Genomic DNA, 17,083 nt, shown 5'->3' with positions numbered 1-17,083 from the left:
AAAACTGGAAGAGTGAGCCGTTATGACCGTTCCCTACGGCACCCCCGACGCCCCCCGCATCGCCGTCCGCGGCGAAGCCCACCTCGAAGTCGACCCCGAGATCGCCCGCCTCGGCATCACTGTGGCCACCCGCGGCAAGGACCGCCGCACCGCCCTCGACGACCTCACCCGCCGCAACGCCCACGCCCTGGACCTGCTCAAGTCCTACGGCGACGCCGTCGAACACCTGGAGACCGGCTCCTTCTCCGTCACACCCGAACTCAAGGAACACGGCCGCGGCGAACGCGTCCACGCCTACCACGGCCGCGTCCACATCACCGCCGAACTCACCGACTTCACCGCACTGGGCGAACTGACGACCCGACTGGCCGACCAGGAACTCACGACGGTCGACGGCCCCTGGTGGGCCCTGCGCCGCGACTCACCCGCCCACCGACAGGCACGGCAGCAGGCGGTACGCGACGCCGTCCAGCGGGCGAAGGAGTACGCCGAGGCGCTGGGCACGTCCCTGGTGGCCCTCCTCGAACTCGCCGACATCGGAGCCGAGGACCCCGAACCCCGCTTCGTCGGCAAGGCCAGCCGCGCCCGCTCCATGGCCTACGAGGCCGACACCGCAGCCGCCCCCCTCGACCTCGAACCCCAACGCCAACACGTCCACGCCCAGGTCAACGCACGCTTCACCATGGCACCACCCAGGCTGTGAGCGACCGCTGGAATTTGCATCCGAAATGCTCATCCGAGCGGGACGGCGCACACTTCAACCGTTGTCAACAACCCTTCACCCAAAGGTGGTTGAGTCGTCATACCCGTCCAATTCGCTACCCATCGGTAAGGCCTAAGGTCGAAACATGCGCCGAGCAAAGATCGTCTGCACCCTGGGCCCCGCCACCGACTCCTACGACCAGATCAAAGACCTGGTCGACGCTGGAATGGACGTAGCCCGCTTCAACCTCAGCCACGGCAGCTACGCCGAGCACGAGGAGCGGTACCACCGCGTCCGCAAGGCCTCCGACGAGACCGGCCGCAGCGTCGGCCTCCTCGCCGACCTTCAGGGCCCGAAGATCCGCCTCGGCCACTTCACCGAAGGACCCGTACTCCTTGAACGCGGCGACACCTTCACCCTCACCGTGGAAGAGGGCGCGGAGGGCGACCAGCGGCAGTGCGGAACGACGTACGGCGGGCTCGCCACGGATGTCACTGTCGGTGAGCGGATCCTCGTCGACGACGGCAAGGTCTGCCTGGAGGTCACCTCGGTCGACGGACCCCGCGTCCACACCCGCGTGCTCGAGGGAGGCATGGTCTCCGACCACAAGGGCCTCAACCTGCCGGGCGTGGCGGTCTCCGTCCCCGCACTCTCGGACAAGGACGAGGAAGACCTCCGCTGGGCCCTGCGCATGGGCTTCGACGTGATCGCCCTCTCCTTCGTCCGCAGCGGGCGTGACATCGAGGACGTCCACCGGATCATGGACTCCGCGGGACGCCGGGTCCCCGTCATCGCCAAGGTCGAGAAACCGCAGGCCGTCGAAGCCATCGAGGACATCGTCGCCGCCTTCGACGGCATCATGGTCGCCCGCGGCGACCTCGGCGTGGAGATGCCCCTCGAACAGGTGCCGATCGTCCAGAAACGCGCCATCAAACTCGCCAAGCGGAACGCCAAGCCGGTGATCGTCGCGACCCAGATGCTCGACTCCATGATCGAGAACTCGCGTCCCACGCGCGCGGAGGCCTCCGATGTCGCCAACGCGGTCATCGACGGCACGGACGCGGTGATGCTGTCCGGCGAGACGAGTGTGGGCAAGTACGCGATCGAGACGGTCCGGACGATGGCGAAGATCGTGGAGGCGGCGGAGGAGGACATCCTCGCGAAGGGCCTGCCGCCGCTGACGGAACGGAACAAGCCCCGCACCCAGGGAGGGGCCGTCGCCCGCGCCGCGGCGGAGATGGGCGACTTCCTCGGCGCGAAGTTCCTGGTCGCCTTCACCCAGTCCGGCGACACGGTCCGCCGACTGTCCCGCTACCGCTCCCCGATCCCCCTCCTGGCCTTCACCCCGGAACCGGCGACCCGCTCCCAGCTCAGCCTCACCTGGGGCGTGGAGACCTTCCTCGGCCCTCAGGTCGACTCCACGGACGCGATGGTCGACCAGGTGGACGAGGCACTGCTGCGGTACGGCCGCTGCGAGAAGGGCGACATGGTCGTCATCACGGCCGGCTCGCCGCCCGGGGTGTCGGGCTCGACGAACCTGGTCCGGGTCCACCACATCGGGGAGGACGACAGTCCCAAGTAGGGGCGGGTCAGTGCTTGGGGCCTACGTGGGTGTCCATCAGGGCTACTGAGGCTTTTCGGGCGATCGAGATGTTGAACGGGTCGCTGCCGCGGGCGAGGGTGGTCCATTCGACACCGACCTTGTCGAGGGTGTCGGTGAAGAGGCGCCGGATGTCATCGGACTTGTTGGAGAAGAAGTACCGAGGGTATTCGTAGCGCTTGCGTTCGCCGGCTACGAGTCGGGTCGTCCAGTTGGTGATGCGGCACCCGTCGGAGTGGATGAGGCCCCGGATGAACTCCCAGGGGTGAGCGTCGACGATGGCCTGCTGCCAGGGTTCGAGGGCGATGGTGCGCTCGTGCTTCTTGCCGGGACCGTGCTGGGGGAAAAGGTTCGGCCAGTGTCTGGAGTAGCTGGTCACCATCCGGCAGCCCTCCTTTTGGAGGGCGTAGACGCCGACACCTGGGCGCACCTTGGTGATGGCTTCCCTGCACTCCTGGATGAGGCCCGGCCAGGCGTCGGCGCATGCGATGCGGAGGTAGTAGCCGTTCCCGCGCGGGTGTGCGCTGATGCACCCGTCGCCCAGGTAGAGGCCCAGCAGGTACGCGTAGGCCTTGTTGTCGGCAGGCGGACCGGGATCCGGGGATGCCATGCGCGGCGACGGCTCGATGCGTTGCAGCCAGGAGCGGATCGCGGCTCGCGAGATTCCCGTTTGCCGACTGACCGAGTTGATGCTGCGTCCCTGTGCCACCAGCGCGAGGGCTCGCTTGCGTGTGCTGATGTCGTACATGCGGCCACTCTGGGCGAGTGATCGCGAAGACACGCAGCAAAAAGCGGATGTTCACGGGAACGTGGACATCCGCTTTGATCGGTGACCTTCGAATTGCAGGAAAAGTGCCCCGGGTCGGACTCGAACCGACACTGTACGGGTTTTGAATCCGTTGCCTGCTGCCAATTGGGCTACCGGGGCCCGCAGAATCAAAGGTTACTTGTGACCCTGCGCGCACCCACCTTACCGCAGCTAGGTACGCTCTTGTCAGCAGTACCCCTGCCCCTGAACGAGGAGCCCCCGTGACCGCCCCCGAGTCGCCCCAGCCCGTAGACGCGCCCGACGACGACAAGTCGCACGTGCCTCCGCTGACGACCCGTGTCGTCATCGCCGAGGACGAGGCCCTGATCCGGCTCGACCTCAAAGAGATGCTGGAGGAAGAGGGCTACAGCGTCGTAGGCGAGGCCGGCGACGGCGAGCAGGCCGTCGAGCTCGCCCGTGAGCACAAGCCGGACCTCGTCATCCTCGACGTGAAGATGCCGAAGCTCGACGGTATCTCCGCCGCCGAGAAGATCGCGGAGGAGCGGATCGCCCCGGTGCTGATGCTCACCGCCTTCTCGCAACGGGACCTCGTCGAGCGGGCGAGGGACGCCGGTGCGATGGCCTACCTGGTCAAGCCGTTCAGCAAGAGTGACGTCGTCCCGGCGATCGAGATGGCCGTCTCGCGGTTCACGGAGCTGCGGGAGTTGGAGAACGAGGTCGCCGACCTCACCCTGCGCCTGGAGACCCGCAAGCTCGTCGACCGGGCGAAGTCGATTCTGCAGACCTCGTACGGTCTGACCGAGCCCGCGGCGTTCCGGTGGATCCAGAAGACGTCGATGGACCGTCGTATGTCGATGCAGCAGGTCGCGGAGGCGGTCATCCAGGACGCCGATGAGAAGAAGGCCAACAAGGGCTGACCTCAAGGCCGAGAAAAGACCGAGGCCCGCGTCCCCAACAGGGGGCGCGGGCCTCGTCGTGCAGCCGGGGTGTCAGTCCTCGCCGAGGTACGCCTTGCGGACGGACTCGTCGTGGAGGAGGTCCTGGCCGGTGCCGGACAGGACGATGTTGCCGACCTCCATGACGTGGCCTTGGTCGGCCAGGGAGAGGGCTGCCTGGGCGTTCTGTTCGACCAGGAGGATCGTGGTGCCCTGGGACTTCAGTTCGACGATGGTCGACATGATCTTCTGCATCATGATCGGGGAGAGGCCCATGGAGGGCTCGTCGAGCATGAGGAGCTTCGGCTGGGACATGAGTGCGCGGCCCATGGCGAGCATCTGCTGTTCGCCGCCGGAGAGGGTGCCTGCCGCTTGGTTGCGGCGCTCTCCGAGGATGGGGAAGAGCTCGTAGGCGCGCTGGATGTCCTTCTCGATCCCTTCCTTGTCCTTCCTGAGGAACGCTCCGAGCTGGAGGTTCTCGAAGATGGTCAGGCGGGGGAAGATGTGCCGGCCTTCGGGGGAGTGGGCGAGTCCGAAGGAGACGATCTTGTGGGCGGGGACGCCGCTGAGGGGCTTGCCGTCGAACAGGATCTTTCCGGACGTCGGCTTGAGCAGGCCCGAGAGCGTGCGCAGGGTCGTCGTCTTGCCGGCGCCGTTGGTGCCGATGAGGGTGACGACCTGGCCGGCCTCGACGCTGAAGGAGATGCCCTTGACGGCTTCGATCTTGCCGTAGGAGACCCGGAGGTCCTCGACTTCGAGGAGTGCGGTCACTGGCCTTCTCCCTTGGTGCTGGTGGTGCTCTGCGCTTCGGCCGCGTCGACCTCGGCGGTTTCGGCCGCGCCGGGGTCGCCGTCGAAGGGTTCGCCGAGGTAGGCGGCGATGACGCGTTCGTCGGCCTGGACGACCTCGGAGGTGCCTTCGACGAGTTTTTCGCCCTGGACGAGGACGGCGACGCGGTCGGAGAGGTTGAAGACGAAGCGCATGTCGTGCTCGATGAGGAGGACGGCGATGCCCTTGTCGCGGATGGCGAAGACCAGCTCTTCGGTGGCGCGGGTCTCCTGGGGGTTCATGCCGGCGGTGGGCTCGTCGAGGAGGAGCAGGCCGGGCTCGGAGGCCAGGGCGCGGGCGATCTCGAGCTTGCGCTGTTCGCCGTAGGGGAGGTTGCGGGCGAGGTGGTCGCGCTTGGCTTCGAGGCCGATGAACTCCAGGAGTTCCATGGCCCGTTCCTCGCTGGCCTTTTCCGCCTTCTTGAAGCCGGGGCCGCGCAGGAGGGCGGACCAGAGGCCTTCCTTCGTCCGCGTGTGGCGGCCTACGAGGACGTTCTCGAGGACCGTCATGTTGGCGAAGAGGCGGATGTTCTGGAAGGTGCGGGCGATGCCGGCCTTGGTCACCAGGTGGGGCTTGGGCGGCAGGACGGTGCCCTTGTAGGAGACCGTGCCTTCCGTGGGGACGTAGAGGCCGGTGAGGCAGTTGAAGAAGGTGGTCTTGCCGGCGCCGTTGGGGCCGATGAGGCCGACGATCTCGCCTGCGTTGACGGTGAAGTCGACCGAGCGGACGGCGGTGAGGCCACCGAAGCGCATGGTGACGTTGCGGGCTTCGAGTACGGGTGTGGTGGGTGTCGTCATGGTGCTCATGCCCCCGCCTTGGTGACGGCGGCCGGTTCGCCGGTGAGTGTCGTTGTTTCTGGTACGTCGAGTTGGCCGGTCTCGTGGAATTCGAGTTGGCGGCGGCGGTTGGCGATGATGCCTTCGGGGCGGAAGCGCATCAGCAGGATGAGGGCGATGCCGAAGGCCAGCAGCGACTTGTCCTGGAGGAAGACGAGCTTCTCGGGCAGCAGGTAGAGGAGTGCGGCGCCGAGGATGGGGCCGGCGACGGTGCCCATGCCGCCGAGGACGACGGCGGCCAGGAGGAAGGCCGAGTTGGGGGGTGTGGAGCCCGCGAACTGGTACGGCGTCGGGACGACGCTGTAGGTGACGTGGGCGCTGACGGTGCCGGCGAGGCCGGCGAGGGTGGCGCCGAGGGCGAAGGCGATGAGCTTGACGCGGAAGCCGTTGATGCCCATGGCGGTGGCGGCGGTCTCGTCCTCGCGGATGGCGATCCAGGAGCGGCCGATGCGGGAGTCGGCGGCGCGGGTGTAGACCAGGACCACGATGGCCATGATCAGCACCATGAGCAGGTAGTAGTTGGCGAATCGGCCGAGGGTGAAGCCGCCGATGTCGTGGGCTTCGCCGAGGTTGAACCCGAGGAGGTTGAGGTCGGGGATGGCGGGGATGCCGTTCGGGCCGTTGGTGAGGTCGGGGCCGGAGTCGCCGTCCATGTTGTTGACGGCGATGCGGAAGATCTCTCCGAAGCCGAGGGTGACGATGGCGAGGTAGTCGCCGCGCAGTCGCAGGGTGGGGGCACCGATGAGGACGCCGAAGACGAGCGAGGCGGCGGCGCCGGTGAGGGCGGCGGCCCAGAAGGGGAAGTGGACGCCGGAGAAGCGGGAGAACTCGGAGCCGGAGACGAGGGCGGCGGTGTAGGCGCCGACGCCGAGGAAGGCGACGTATCCGAGGTCGAGGAGGCCCGCGAGGCCGACGACGATGTTGAGGCCCAGGGCGACCGTGCCGAAGATCAGGATGTTGACGCCGATGTTGGCGTAGTGGTCGTTGGTCTGGGTGAAGGGGAAGGCGATGGCCGCGGCGAAGCCCATGGCGAGGGTGAAGCTGCGGTTGCGGGCGACCATGCGGGAGAAGCGGTCGTTGAGTCCGGCGGTGTGCAGGGCCCAGACGGCGAAGACGACGACGATGAGGAAGCCGACGAAGAGTTCGCCGTACTCGGTGTCGATGCCGTACGTGAAGACGGCCAGGCCGATGATGGTGACGACGGTGATGACCGCGCGCTCCAGCCAGGGGCTGAGGGGTGCGGGGGCGGGGATGCCGTCGGGCTTGGCGAGGTAGGCCTTGAGGTTTTCCTTGGTGCTCTCGCTGCGCGGCTCGGGGAGGGCGAAGGCGCCGATGACGGGGAGGAGGGAGGCGATGGCCGCGACCCAGCCGCCCGGTTCGAGGTTGGCGAGTCCGCCGAGTTCGGCGGCGATCGAGATGATCGTGTACCAGGTGACGCCGAAGCCGCCGAGTGCGGTGAGGGCGAGGGGGGCGTTGTTGCGGGCGGGGATGAGCCAGCGCAGGCCGCGGATGTCGTAGGCCGCGAGGGCGAAGACGGTGGTGAGGAGGCCGGCGATGAAGGTCAGCCACTGGAGGCCGCCGGGGTAGCCGGTGATGGTGAGGTCGCCGGGGAATTCGCTGGTCCAGGTCCAGGCGAGGAAGGCGGAGGCGGCGGTGGCGATGCCTCCGGCGAGGAGGAGTGCGCGGGCCGCGGCGAGCGGCAGGGGGATCAGGCCGCGAGTGGTGGTGTCGGTCATCGTGATCACGCCCTGTCCGCTACGCGTTCGCCGAGCAGGCCTTGTGGCCTGACGAGGAGGACGAGGATGAGCAGGCAGAAGGCCCAGACGTCCTTCCAGGAGCCGCCGCCGAAGAGGTGCATGCCGGGGATGTCGTCGATGTAGGCGGAGGCGAGGGTCTCGGCGACGCCGAGGACGAGGCCGCCGAGCATGGCGCCGTAGATGTTGCCGATGCCGCCGAGGACGGCTGCGGTGAAGGCCTTGAGGCCCATCAGGAAGCCCATGCGGTAGTCGATGCTGCCGTATTTCATGCCGTAGGCGACGGCGGCGACGGCGGCGAAGAAGCCGCCGATGGCGAAGGCGATGACGATGATGCGGTTGGTGTCGATGCCCATGAGCTGTGCGGTGTCCGGGTCCTGTGCGGTGGCCTGCATGGCGCGGCCGGTGCGGGACTTGCGGACGAAGAAGGCGAGGGCGGACATGCAGACGATCGCGGCGACGACGAGGAAGATGTCGGCGTCCTTGATGGTGACGGAGCCGATGTCGTGGGTGGCGTCGAGGCCGGGGAAGGCGACGGCGCGGTCGGCGCGGGGGTAGAAGTTGCGGACGACTTCCTGGAGGGCCAGGGAGAGACCGATCGCGGTGATGAGCGGTGCGAGCCGTGGGGCTCCGCGCAGGGGCCGGTAGGCGAACCGTTCCGCTCCGACGGCGATGAGGATGGCGACGATGCCGCCGCCGATCAGCATCAGGGGGACGGCGAGGGCCATCGAGGTGCCGTCGGGCAGTATGTAGAAGTAGACCGTGAAGGCGCCGAAGGCGCCGGTCATGAAGATCTCGCCGTGCGCGAAGTTGATGAGCTGGACGATGCCGTACACCATCGTGTAGCCGATGGCGATCAGCCCGTACATCGAGCCCAGAAGCAGCCCGTTGGCCAGCTGCTGCGGCAGGGTGTTCACCGCGTGGCCTCCATTGTCGCTGGTGGTCGTGTGCACATATCGCGTGCTGGGGTGGGGTGTGGCAAGGGCCGCGCGGTCGGGGTCCCCTCCCGCGCGGCCCGTGGTGGTGCTGTTGCTGCTGGGGCCTGACTAGCCGAGGTCGGCGGTGCCGGTCTTCACAGCCTTCCACGCACCCTTGGTGACCTGGTAGACGGTCAGCTGCTTGTTGGTGGTGTCGCCGTACTGGTCGAAGGCGACCTTGCCGGAGATGCCCTCGAAGTCGGACTTCTGGACGCCGTCGACGACGGAGGAGCGCAGGGCGTTGATGTCGCTGGGGACCTTGCCGTCGTTGGCGTCGACGGCGGCCTTCACGGCCTTGATGATGGCGGTGGTGGCGTCGTAGGAGTACGCGCCGTAGGCGCCGTAGTCGCCCTTGTAGCCCTTGGACTTGTACGTCTCGATGAACGTCTTGGCGGCGGGCAGGGTGTCGGCGGGGACGCCGACGGCGGTGGCGAGGTCGCCCTCGGAGGCCGCGCCCGCGGTCTCGATGTAGGTGGAGGCGAACATGCCGTCGCCGCCGAACAGCGGGATCTTGACTCCGCCGTCCTTCATCTGCTTGGTGATCAGGGAGGACTCGTCGTACTGGCCACCGTAGTAGAGCAGGTCCGCCTTGGCGTTCTTGATCTTGGTGACGAGGGAGCCGAAGTCCTTGTCGCCGGTGTTGATGTGGTCGGAGCCGACCACGGTGCCGCCGAGCTTCTTGAACTGCTCGGTGAAGATCTTCGCGAGGCCGGCGCCGTAGGTCTGCTTGTCGTCGACGACGAAGACCTTCTTCTTCTTGAGGCCGTTGAACGCGTAGTCGGCGGCGAAGCTGCCCTGGAGCTCGTCGGTGGTGGCGGTGCGGAAGTACGTCTTGTACGGCCGCTTCTTGTCCGTCTGCCAGTTCTTGCCCTGGGTCAGCTCGGGGTTGGTGTTCGAGGGGGAGATCTGGACCATGTTGGCCGAGGCGAACACCTGCTGCATCGACTGGGCGACGCCGGAGTTCAGGGGGCCGACGGCGCCGACGGCGGTCTTGTCACCGGTGATGGTGGTGGCGTTGGACTGGCCGGTGGCGGGCTGCGCCTTGTCGTCGAAGGCCTTCAGTTTGAAGGTGACGCCGGGGACGAGCTTGTTCTTGTTGGCGTCGTCGACGGCGATCTGGGCGCCGTACTGGATTCCGAGACCGGTGGTGGAGTTCTCTCCGGACAGCGGGGCGTCCACGCCGATGGTGAGGGTGGTGCCACCCCCGTTGTCGCTGTCGCCGCCCTTGTCGTCTCGGGAGCCGCAGGCGGTGAGTGTGAGAGCCCCCGTCGCCATGACGGAGGTCAGGATCACCATGGAACGTCGCACAATCAGTCCTTTCCGCAGGCACGCGCGCCCTCGTGGGTGCGGCTGGTGCCCGCGCTTTACCGAACTCCCGATGGAGCGGTGACTGGCCGTGACTCTAAGCCCGGTTTGCGGGCAGCGGCATCGCTGTGCACTGGCTTGTGACTTTCTTGTTATGACGTGATGGATGCGGGGCTTCCGTGGAGGGGGCTCTCAGCCGGTTTGGTGGATTACTCCCTCAGTCCGCATTTTGAGAACCTGCACTTCCGGTTGGCCGTGCGGGCTGTGGCGGCGGTGTCGCGGCGCAGGCGCCCCGGAGAAGCCGGAAAAGGTCGCGGGAGTACGCCCGGCCGAAGATGAAGCTGTGATGCTGTATTGCGCGCGCGTTACGGAGCGTTACGTCGAGAAAAGGTAGGTCGGCATTCAGTGGCAGGCCCGAACAGTCGGAAACCGATATCTCCACGGTGATGCGGCGGGTGGTGCCGGGGTGCACGGTGAAGGCCTCGGGCAGGGCGCGGGCGGTGAGGCCGGTGAAGGCGGCGCCGGTGACCCGGAGGGTGACGGGGGGTCCGCCGTGGACGTCGACGGCGAAGCGGAACCGGCCGCTGGTGGGGTGGGAGCCGGGGGGTGCGGGGAGGCCGGCGGGCCCGAGGTACCGCCAGGCGGTGACGTTGGCGGGCCAGGGGACGGGGGTGTCGTGCGGTGCGGGGGGCGGGTGTGCGGAGAGGGCGCGGGGGACGAGGACCGCGGCCGCGAGCAGGGTGATCGCGGTGGTGGCCAGGGTGATCCGGCGGGCGCGCGGTGGCATACGACACCACCATGCGCCCCAACGGTCCGTCAGCCGGGGTCCGTCGGTGCCGATGACGTCGTAACTCTCCCCGGAATCGGGCGAGTCGACGGGCTCGACGGGGCCGATACCGGTCATGGGAGAACGGTAGGGGAGTCGGGGGCCCGTGCCCAGCCGGTGCGCGCCCGGGGCTGGTACGGCGGATTCTCCGTCCGGCTTCCCGGCTGTGTCGGGCGAGGGCCGACGGCTTGAGCCGCACGGCGGACGAGGTCGTGGCGCGGGCGCCTGCTGCGCGAGCTCGTGCCGTCCCGCGGGGTCCGGCAGCCGGCACCGGCGCCGCGGGGCGGTGGGCTGGTCTGCGCCGTGCTGGCGTGGGTTGCCGGTCGGGTTGTTGTGGGCGGGTGGTGTGCGTGGTGGGGGGGCGTGGGGGCCTTGGGGCGTGCGGGAGGGGTGGTAGGCGGTCTGGGTGCGGGGGTCGGTGGGGTCTGCGTGATGTTGGCGTGGGTTGCCGGCCGGTTTGTCGGGGCGCGCGAGAGGAGTAGCGGTCGGTCCCGGTGCTGGGGGTCGGTGGGGGCTGCGCGCTGCCGGCAAGGGGTGCCGGTCGGCTTGCTGCGGACGTGGTGGCGCGCGTGGGCGTGTCCGGGCAGGTGGGAGGGCCGGTGGTCGGTGTCGCGGGGCAGTGGGGCCGGCACCCCGTGGTGCCGGCCCGGTCCGCCGGAGGCCCTAGCGGCCGGGGGCGTCGCGCAGGAGGCAGGTCAGCCGGGCGGTGCAGACGCGGCGGTCCTCCTCGTCGCTGATCACGATCTCGTACGTCGCGGTGGACCGCCCCCGGTGCACCGGTGTGGCCACTCCGGTCACCAGCCCCGAGCGCACCCCGCGGTGGTGGGTGCAGTTCAGGTCCACTCCGACCGCGATCTTGGAGCTGCCGGCGTGCAGCATGGAGCCGACCGACCCGAGGGTCTCGGCGAGGACGGCGGAGGCGCCTCCGTGCAGCAGCCCGTACGGCTGCGTGTTGCCCTCGACGGGCATGGTGCCCACGACGCGCTCCGCGGAGGCCTCGACGATCTGCACGCCCATGCGGGTGCCGAGGTGTCCCGCCGAGAACATGGCGGCGAGGTCGACGCCGAGCGCCGCGTACTCGTCGATGACCTCCTGCGGGAACGTGACGTGCTGCTGCTCACCCATGGGGCCGGGCTCCGTTCGTCCGGGTCGCTACGACTGCCTGTGCTGAGCAAACGCTCAGTCGGTCGCCGATTGTTCCAGACGTACGACGACGGACTTGCTGGCCGGGGTGTTGCTGGTGTCGGCGGTGGCGTCCAGCGGCACCAGGACGTTGGTCTCGGGGTAGTACGCGGCCGCGCAGCCCCGGGCGGTCGGGTAGTGCACGACCCGGAACCCGGGCGCCCGCCGCTCCACGCCGTCCTTCCACTCGCTGACGAGGTCGACGTACGACCCGTCGGCGAGGCCGAGCCGGTCGGCGTCCTCGGGGTTGACCAGGACGACCCGGCGGCCGTTCCTGATGCCGCGGTAGCGGTCGTCCAGGCCGTAGATCGTGGTGTTGTACTGGTCGTGCGAGCGCAGCGTCTGCAGCAGCAGCCGGCCCTCGGGCAGCTCGGGGTACTCGACGGGCGCGGCGGTGAAGTTGGCCTTGCCGGTGGCGGTGGGGAAGCGGCGCTCGTCGCGCGGGGCGTGCGGCAGGGTGAAGCCGCCGGGGCGGGCCACGCGCGCGTTGAAGTCCTCGAAACCGGGGATCACACGGGCGATGCGGTCGCGGACGGTGGCGTAGTCCTTCTCGAACTCCTCCCACGGTGTCCTGCTGTTCTCGCCCAGGACCCGGCGGGCCAGGCGGCACACGATGGCCGGTTCGGACAGCAGCTGTCCGCTCGCGGGCTCCAGGCGGCCGCGGGAGGCGTGCACCATGCCCATGGAGTCCTCGACCGTGACGAACTGCTCGCCGCTGCCCTGGAGATCGCGCTCGGTGCGGCCGAGGGTCGGCAGGATCAGGGCACGCGCGCCGGTGACCGCGTGCGAGCGGTTGAGCTTGGTCGACACGTGGACGGTCAGCCGGGCGCGGCGCATGGCGGCCTCGGTGACGTCGGTGTCGGGGGAGGCGGAGACGAAGTTGCCGCCCATGGCGAAGAAGACCTTGGCCTCGCCGTCGCGCAGGGCGCGGATGGCGCGCACGACGTCGAAGCCGTGCTCGCGCGGCGGGGCGAAGCCGAACTCCTTCTCCAGGGCGTCCAGGAAGGCGGGCGCGGGGCGCTCGAAGATGCCCATGGTGCGGTCGCCCTGGACGTTGGAGTGGCCGCGGACCGGGCAGACGCCGGCGCCGGGGCGGCCGATGTTGCCGCGCAGGAGAAGGAAGTTGACGACCTCACGGATGGTCGGCACGGAGTGCTTGTGCTGGGTGAGGCCCATGGCCCAGCACACGATGGTCCGCTCGGAGGCGAGGACCATGGAGAGGGCTTCCTCGATCTCCGCGCGCGTGAGACCCGTCGCGGCGAGCGTCTCGTCCCAGTCCGCGGCGCGGGCGGCCTCGGCGAACTCCTCGTATCCGTGGGTGTGTTCGCGCACGAACCCTTCGTCGACCGCGCCCTCCGTCTGGAGGATCAGCTTGTTGAGGAGACGGAACAGGGCCTGGTCGCCGCCGATGCGGATCTGGAGGAACAGGTCGGTGAGCGCGGCGCCCCTGACCATGCCCTGCGGTGTCTGCGGGTTCTTGAAGCGCTCCAGGCCCGCCTCGGGCAGCGGGTTGACGCTGATGATCCGCGCGCCGTTCGCCTTGGCCTTCTCCAGCGCGGTGAGCATGCGGGGGTGGTTGGTTCCCGGGTTCTGGCCCGCGACGATGATCAGGTCGGCCTTGTAGAGGTCGTCGAGCAGGACGCTGCCCTTGCCGATGCCGATGGTCTCGCTGAGCGCCGAACCGGACGACTCGTGGCACATGTTGGAGCAGTCCGGCAGGTTGTTCGTGCCGAGCTCGCGGGCGAAGAGCTGATAGAGGAACGCGGCCTCGTTGCTGGTGCGTCCCGAGGTGTAGAAGACGGCCTCGTCGGGCGAGGCGAGGGCGGCGATCTCCTCGGCGACGATGTCGAAGGCGCGCTCCCAGGTCACCGGTTCGTAGTGGGTGCCGCCCTCGGGGACGTACATGGGGTGGGTGAGCCGGCCCTGCTGGCCGAGCCAGTAGCCGCTCCTGTTCGCGAGGTCGGCGACCGGGTGCGCGGCGAAGAACTCGGGGGTGACGCGGCGCAGGGTGGCTTCCTCGGCGACCGCCTTCGCGCCGTTCTCGCAGAACTCGGCCGAGTGCCGGTGCTCGGGCTCCGGCCAGGCGCAGCCGGGGCAGTCGAAGCCGTCCTTCTGATTGACGCGCAGCAGGGTCAGCGCGGTGCGCTTGACGCCCATCTGCTGCTGGGCGATCCGCAGCGTGTGCCCGATGGCGGGCAGGCCGGCCGCCGCGTGCTTCGGTTCGGTGACCTGGGGAGCGTCCTGAACCGGATCACCCTTGGGCGGCTTCGTGGCCATCGGACTCTCTCCTTCGCGCACACCTGTGAGGTACGTCTCCGATCCTCGCACGCACCGGTGACAACGCGGTTTGCCGGGCCCACGGGTGGCGGCGGCAGAGCCTGCGCCCAGCGTGCCGTCGGCGGCGGGCGGGTCTGACTGTCAGTGGGGCGTGGCAGGATCGGGGGCGTGGCAGAGACAGCAGCGAAGAAGACCGACAACAGCCCCGGCGGCAGCCGCCCGCGTCTGATGCTCATGGACGGGCACTCGCTGGCCTATCGCGCGTTCTTCGCGCTGCCCGCGGAGAACTTCACCACCGCGACCGGCCAGCCGACGAACGCGATCTACGGCTTCGCGTCGATGCTGGCCAACACCCTGCGCGACGAGGCCCCCACCCACTTCGCGGTGGCCTTCGACGTGTCCCGCAAGACGTGGCGCTCCGAGGAGTTCACGGAGTACAAGGCCAACCGTTCCAAGACCCCGGACGAGTTCAGGGGCCAGGTCGAGCTGATCGGCGAGCTCCTGGACGCGATGCACGTCTCGCGCTTCGCGGTCGACGGCTTCGAGGCCGACGACGTCATCGCCACGCTCGCCACCCAGGCCGAGGCCGAGGGCTTCGACGTGCTGATCGTCACCGGGGACCGCGACTCCTTCCAGCTGGTCAGCGAGCACACCACCGTGCTGTACCCGACGAAGGGCGTCTCCGAGCTGACCCGGTTCACCCCGGAGAAGGTCTTCGAGAAGTACGGCCTGACGCCCGCCCAGTACCCCGACTTCGCCGCCCTGCGCGGCGACCCGTCCGACAACCTCCCCGGCATCCCCGGCGTCGGCGAGAAGACCGCCGCGAAGTGGATCAACCAGTTCGGTTCGTTCGCGGAGCTGGTCGAGCGCGTCGAGGAGGTCAAGGGCAAGGCCGGGCAGAACCTCCGCGACCACCTGGAGGCCGTCAAGCTCAACCGCCGCCTCACCGAGATGGTGCGCACGGTGGAGCTCCCGAAGACGGTCGCCGACCTGGAGCGGGCCCCGTACGACCGCAAGTCGCTGGCGATGATCCTCGACACCCTGGAGATCAGGAACCCCTCCCTGCGGGAGCGGCTGCTGGCCGTCGACCCGGGCGCCGAGGAGGCCGAGGGCGCCCCTGCTGCCGCGCCCGGTGTGGCGGTCGACGGCACGGTGCTCGGCACCGGCGAGCTGGCCGGCTGGCTCGCCGAGCACGGCGTGGGGCAGCCCCTCGGTCTCGCCACGGTCGACACCTGGGGCCTGGGCAGCGGCTCGGTCGCCGAGGTCGCGCTCGCCGCGGCCGGTGGGGCCGCCGCCTGGTTCGACCCGGCCGAGCTGGACGAGGCCGACGAGAGCGCCTGGGTCGCCTATCTCGCCGACGCCGACCGCCCCAAGGTGCTGCACAACGCCAAGGGCGCCATGCGGGTCTTCGCCGAGCACGGCTGGAGCGTCGCCGGCGTCACCATGGACACCGCGCTGGCCGCCTACCTCGTCAAGCCGGGACGCCGCTCCTTCGACCTGGACGCGCTGTCGCTGGAGTACCTGGGCCGGGAGCTGGCGCCGGCCGCCGCGGCCGACGGGCAGCTCGCCTTCGGCGCGGACGACGGGGCCGAGGCCGAGTCGCTGATGGTCCAGGCGCGGGCCGTGCTCGATCTCGGGCTGGCCTTCGAGGGCCGCCTTGAGGAGGTCGGGGCCGCGGATCTGCTGCGGGACATGGAGCTGCCCACCTCCGCCCTGCTGGCCCGCATGGAGCGGCACGGCATCGCGCGGCCGACCGGGCCCACCTGGAGGCCATGGAGCAGATGTTCGCCGGCGCGGTCCAGCAGGCCGTCAAGGAGGCGCACGCGGCGGCCGGCCACGAGTTCAACCTCGGCTCGCCCAAGCAGTTGCAGGAAGTCCTCTTCGGCGAGCTGGGCCTGCCGAAGACAAAGAAGACGAAGACCGGCTACACCACGGACGCCGACGCGCTCGCGTGGCTGGCGACCCAGACGGACAACGAACTGCCGGTGATCATGCTCCGGCACCGTGAGCAGGCCAAGCTGCGGGTGACCGTGGAGGGCCTGATCAAGACGATCGCCGCGGACGGCCGTATCCACACGACGTTCAACCAGACGGTCGCGGCGACGGGCCGTCTGTCGTCGACGGACCCGAACCTCCAGAACATCCCGGTCCGCACCGACGAAGGGCGGGCGATCCGGCGCGGTTTCGTGGTCGGGGAGGGCTTCGAGTCCCTCATGACCGCGGACTACAGCCAGATCGAGCTGCGGGTGATGGCCCACCTCTCCGAGGACGCGGGGCTCATCGAGGCGTTCACCTCCGGAGAGGACCTGCACACCACGGCCGCCTCCCAGGTCTTCGCGGTCGAGCCCGACGCGGTCGACGCGGAGATGCGGCGCAAGATCAAGGCGATGTCGTACGGGCTGGCGTACGGGCTGTCCGCGTTCGGGCTCTCGCAGCAGCTGAACATCGAGGCGGGGGAGGCGCGGGCGTTGATGGACGCGTACTTCGAGCGGTTCGGCGGGGTGCGGGACTATCTGCGGCGGGCGGTCGACGAGGCGCGGGCCACGGGGTACACGGCGACGCTGTTCGGGCGCCGGCGCTACCTTCCCGACCTCAACAGCGACAACCGTCAGCGGCGTGAGGCGGCCGAGCGGATGGCGCTCAACGCGCCGATCCAGGGGACGGCGGCGGACATCGTCAAGATCGCGATGCTCAAGGTGGACGGTGCGCTGGCCGACGCCGGTCTCGCGTCCCGCATGCTGCTCCAGGTCCACGACGAAATCGTGCTGGAGGTCGCGCCGGGGGAGCGGGCGGCGGCGGAGGAGATCGTCCGGCGGGAGATGTCGGACGCGGTGCACTTGAGGGTGCCGCTGGGGGTCTCGGTGGGGGACGGGACGGACTGGGAGTCCGCGGCGCACTGAGTGTGTGCGGGTTCGGTGGGGGCGGGCGTTGTGCGCAGTTCCCCGCGCCCCTGAGATGCCTGCGGCGGCCCGTGACGGCTTCGGTGGGGGCTCGTGTAGCGCATACGGTCCGGTGGTGGGGTCGGTGCCGGGGTGGGGGGTATCCGTCCTCGGTCCGGCGGCTCGGTCCCTCGAAGAAGGGGCCCTGTAAC

General features: G+C 69.2%; 12 protein-coding genes, 1 tRNA gene and 1 pseudogene. 4 read left to right on the top strand and 10 right to left on the bottom strand.

Annotation, left to right across the window (positions count from 1 at the left end; all coding sequences use genetic code 11):
- Positions 1-22: 22 nt before the first annotated feature.
- Positions 23-703: an SIMPL domain-containing protein gene (locus M2163_RS16080; RefSeq protein ID WP_280852095.1), complete on the top strand. Its 681-nt coding sequence runs from the start codon at positions 23-25 to the stop codon at positions 701-703.
- A gap of 145 nt (positions 704-848) precedes the next feature.
- Positions 849-2,285, top strand: a complete 1,437-nt coding sequence (pyk, locus tag M2163_RS16075; protein ID WP_280894283.1) for a pyruvate kinase — start codon at positions 849-851, stop codon at positions 2,283-2,285.
- 7 nt (positions 2,286-2,292) lie between these two features.
- On the opposite strand, the gene M2163_RS16070 is transcribed toward pyk, so the two are convergent.
- Positions 2,293-3,051 carry a helix-turn-helix domain-containing protein gene (locus M2163_RS16070; RefSeq protein WP_280894282.1) on the bottom strand — a complete coding sequence of 253 codons (759 nt, stop codon included), beginning with the start codon at positions 3,049-3,051 and terminating at the stop codon, positions 2,293-2,295.
- A 105-nt stretch (positions 3,052-3,156) separates the two neighbouring features.
- A tRNA-Leu gene (locus M2163_RS16065) sits at positions 3,157-3,231 on the bottom strand.
- Between the two features lie 101 nt (positions 3,232-3,332).
- On the opposite strand from M2163_RS16065, the gene M2163_RS16060 reads away from it, so the two are divergent.
- Positions 3,333-3,989: a response regulator gene (locus M2163_RS16060; RefSeq protein ID WP_031041938.1), complete on the top strand. Its 657-nt coding sequence runs from the start codon at positions 3,333-3,335 to the stop codon at positions 3,987-3,989.
- A 72-nt stretch (positions 3,990-4,061) separates the two neighbouring features.
- Here the strand turns inward: M2163_RS16060 and M2163_RS16055 are convergent, their stop codons facing one another.
- The 8 genes from M2163_RS16055 to M2163_RS16020 all read right to left on the bottom strand — a co-directional run bounded on the left by M2163_RS16055 (position 4,062) and on the right by M2163_RS16020 (position 13,992).
- Positions 4,062-4,778, bottom strand: a complete 717-nt coding sequence (locus M2163_RS16055; RefSeq protein ID WP_037719274.1) for an ABC transporter ATP-binding protein — start codon at positions 4,776-4,778, stop codon at positions 4,062-4,064.
- Complete coding sequence (locus M2163_RS16050; protein WP_280897265.1) at positions 4,775-5,632, bottom strand: ABC transporter ATP-binding protein; 858 nt, start codon at positions 5,630-5,632, stop codon at positions 4,775-4,777. The genes M2163_RS16055 and M2163_RS16050 overlap by 4 nt, the downstream gene beginning before the upstream one ends.
- Before the next feature lie 5 nt (positions 5,633-5,637).
- Positions 5,638-7,407, bottom strand: a complete 1,770-nt coding sequence (locus M2163_RS16045) for a branched-chain amino acid ABC transporter permease (RefSeq protein ID WP_280852098.1) — start codon at positions 7,405-7,407, stop codon at positions 5,638-5,640.
- Positions 7,408-7,412: 5 nt separating this feature from the next.
- A complete protein-coding gene (locus tag M2163_RS16040) occupies positions 7,413-8,342 on the bottom strand; it encodes a branched-chain amino acid ABC transporter permease (RefSeq protein ID WP_280852099.1) in 930 nt (309 codons plus the stop codon).
- Between the two features lie 129 nt (positions 8,343-8,471).
- A complete protein-coding gene (locus M2163_RS16035; RefSeq protein WP_280854229.1) occupies positions 8,472-9,698 on the bottom strand; it encodes a branched-chain amino acid ABC transporter substrate-binding protein in 1,227 nt (408 codons plus the stop codon).
- A gap of 226 nt (positions 9,699-9,924) precedes the next feature.
- The gene (locus M2163_RS16030; protein ID WP_280894281.1) at positions 9,925-10,611 is read right to left on the bottom strand and encodes a hypothetical protein; all 687 of its coding nucleotides are present in this window, start codon (positions 10,609-10,611) and stop codon (positions 9,925-9,927) included.
- A 585-nt stretch (positions 10,612-11,196) separates the two neighbouring features.
- Positions 11,197-11,658, bottom strand: coding sequence for a hotdog fold thioesterase (locus M2163_RS16025; RefSeq protein WP_280852101.1), 462 nt, complete (start codon positions 11,656-11,658; stop codon positions 11,197-11,199).
- A 54-nt stretch (positions 11,659-11,712) separates the two neighbouring features.
- Positions 11,713-13,992 (bottom strand): FdhF/YdeP family oxidoreductase, encoded by a 2,280-nt coding sequence (locus M2163_RS16020; RefSeq protein ID WP_280894280.1) that lies wholly within the window; start codon positions 13,990-13,992, stop codon positions 11,713-11,715.
- 168 nt (positions 13,993-14,160) lie between these two features.
- Here M2163_RS16020 and polA point away from each other — a divergent pair.
- Positions 14,161-16,892: pseudogene (polA, locus tag M2163_RS16015) on the top strand (DNA polymerase I).
- Positions 16,893-17,083: the final 191 nt, after the last annotated feature.

Origin of the sequence: Streptomyces sp. SAI-135 (assembly GCF_029893805.1) — a bacterium.
In the GTDB taxonomy this organism is placed as follows: domain Bacteria; phylum Actinomycetota; class Actinomycetes; order Streptomycetales; family Streptomycetaceae; genus Streptomyces.
Note: the sequence above shows the minus strand (reverse complement) of the source record. Positions and strands in the feature narration are given on the sequence as shown.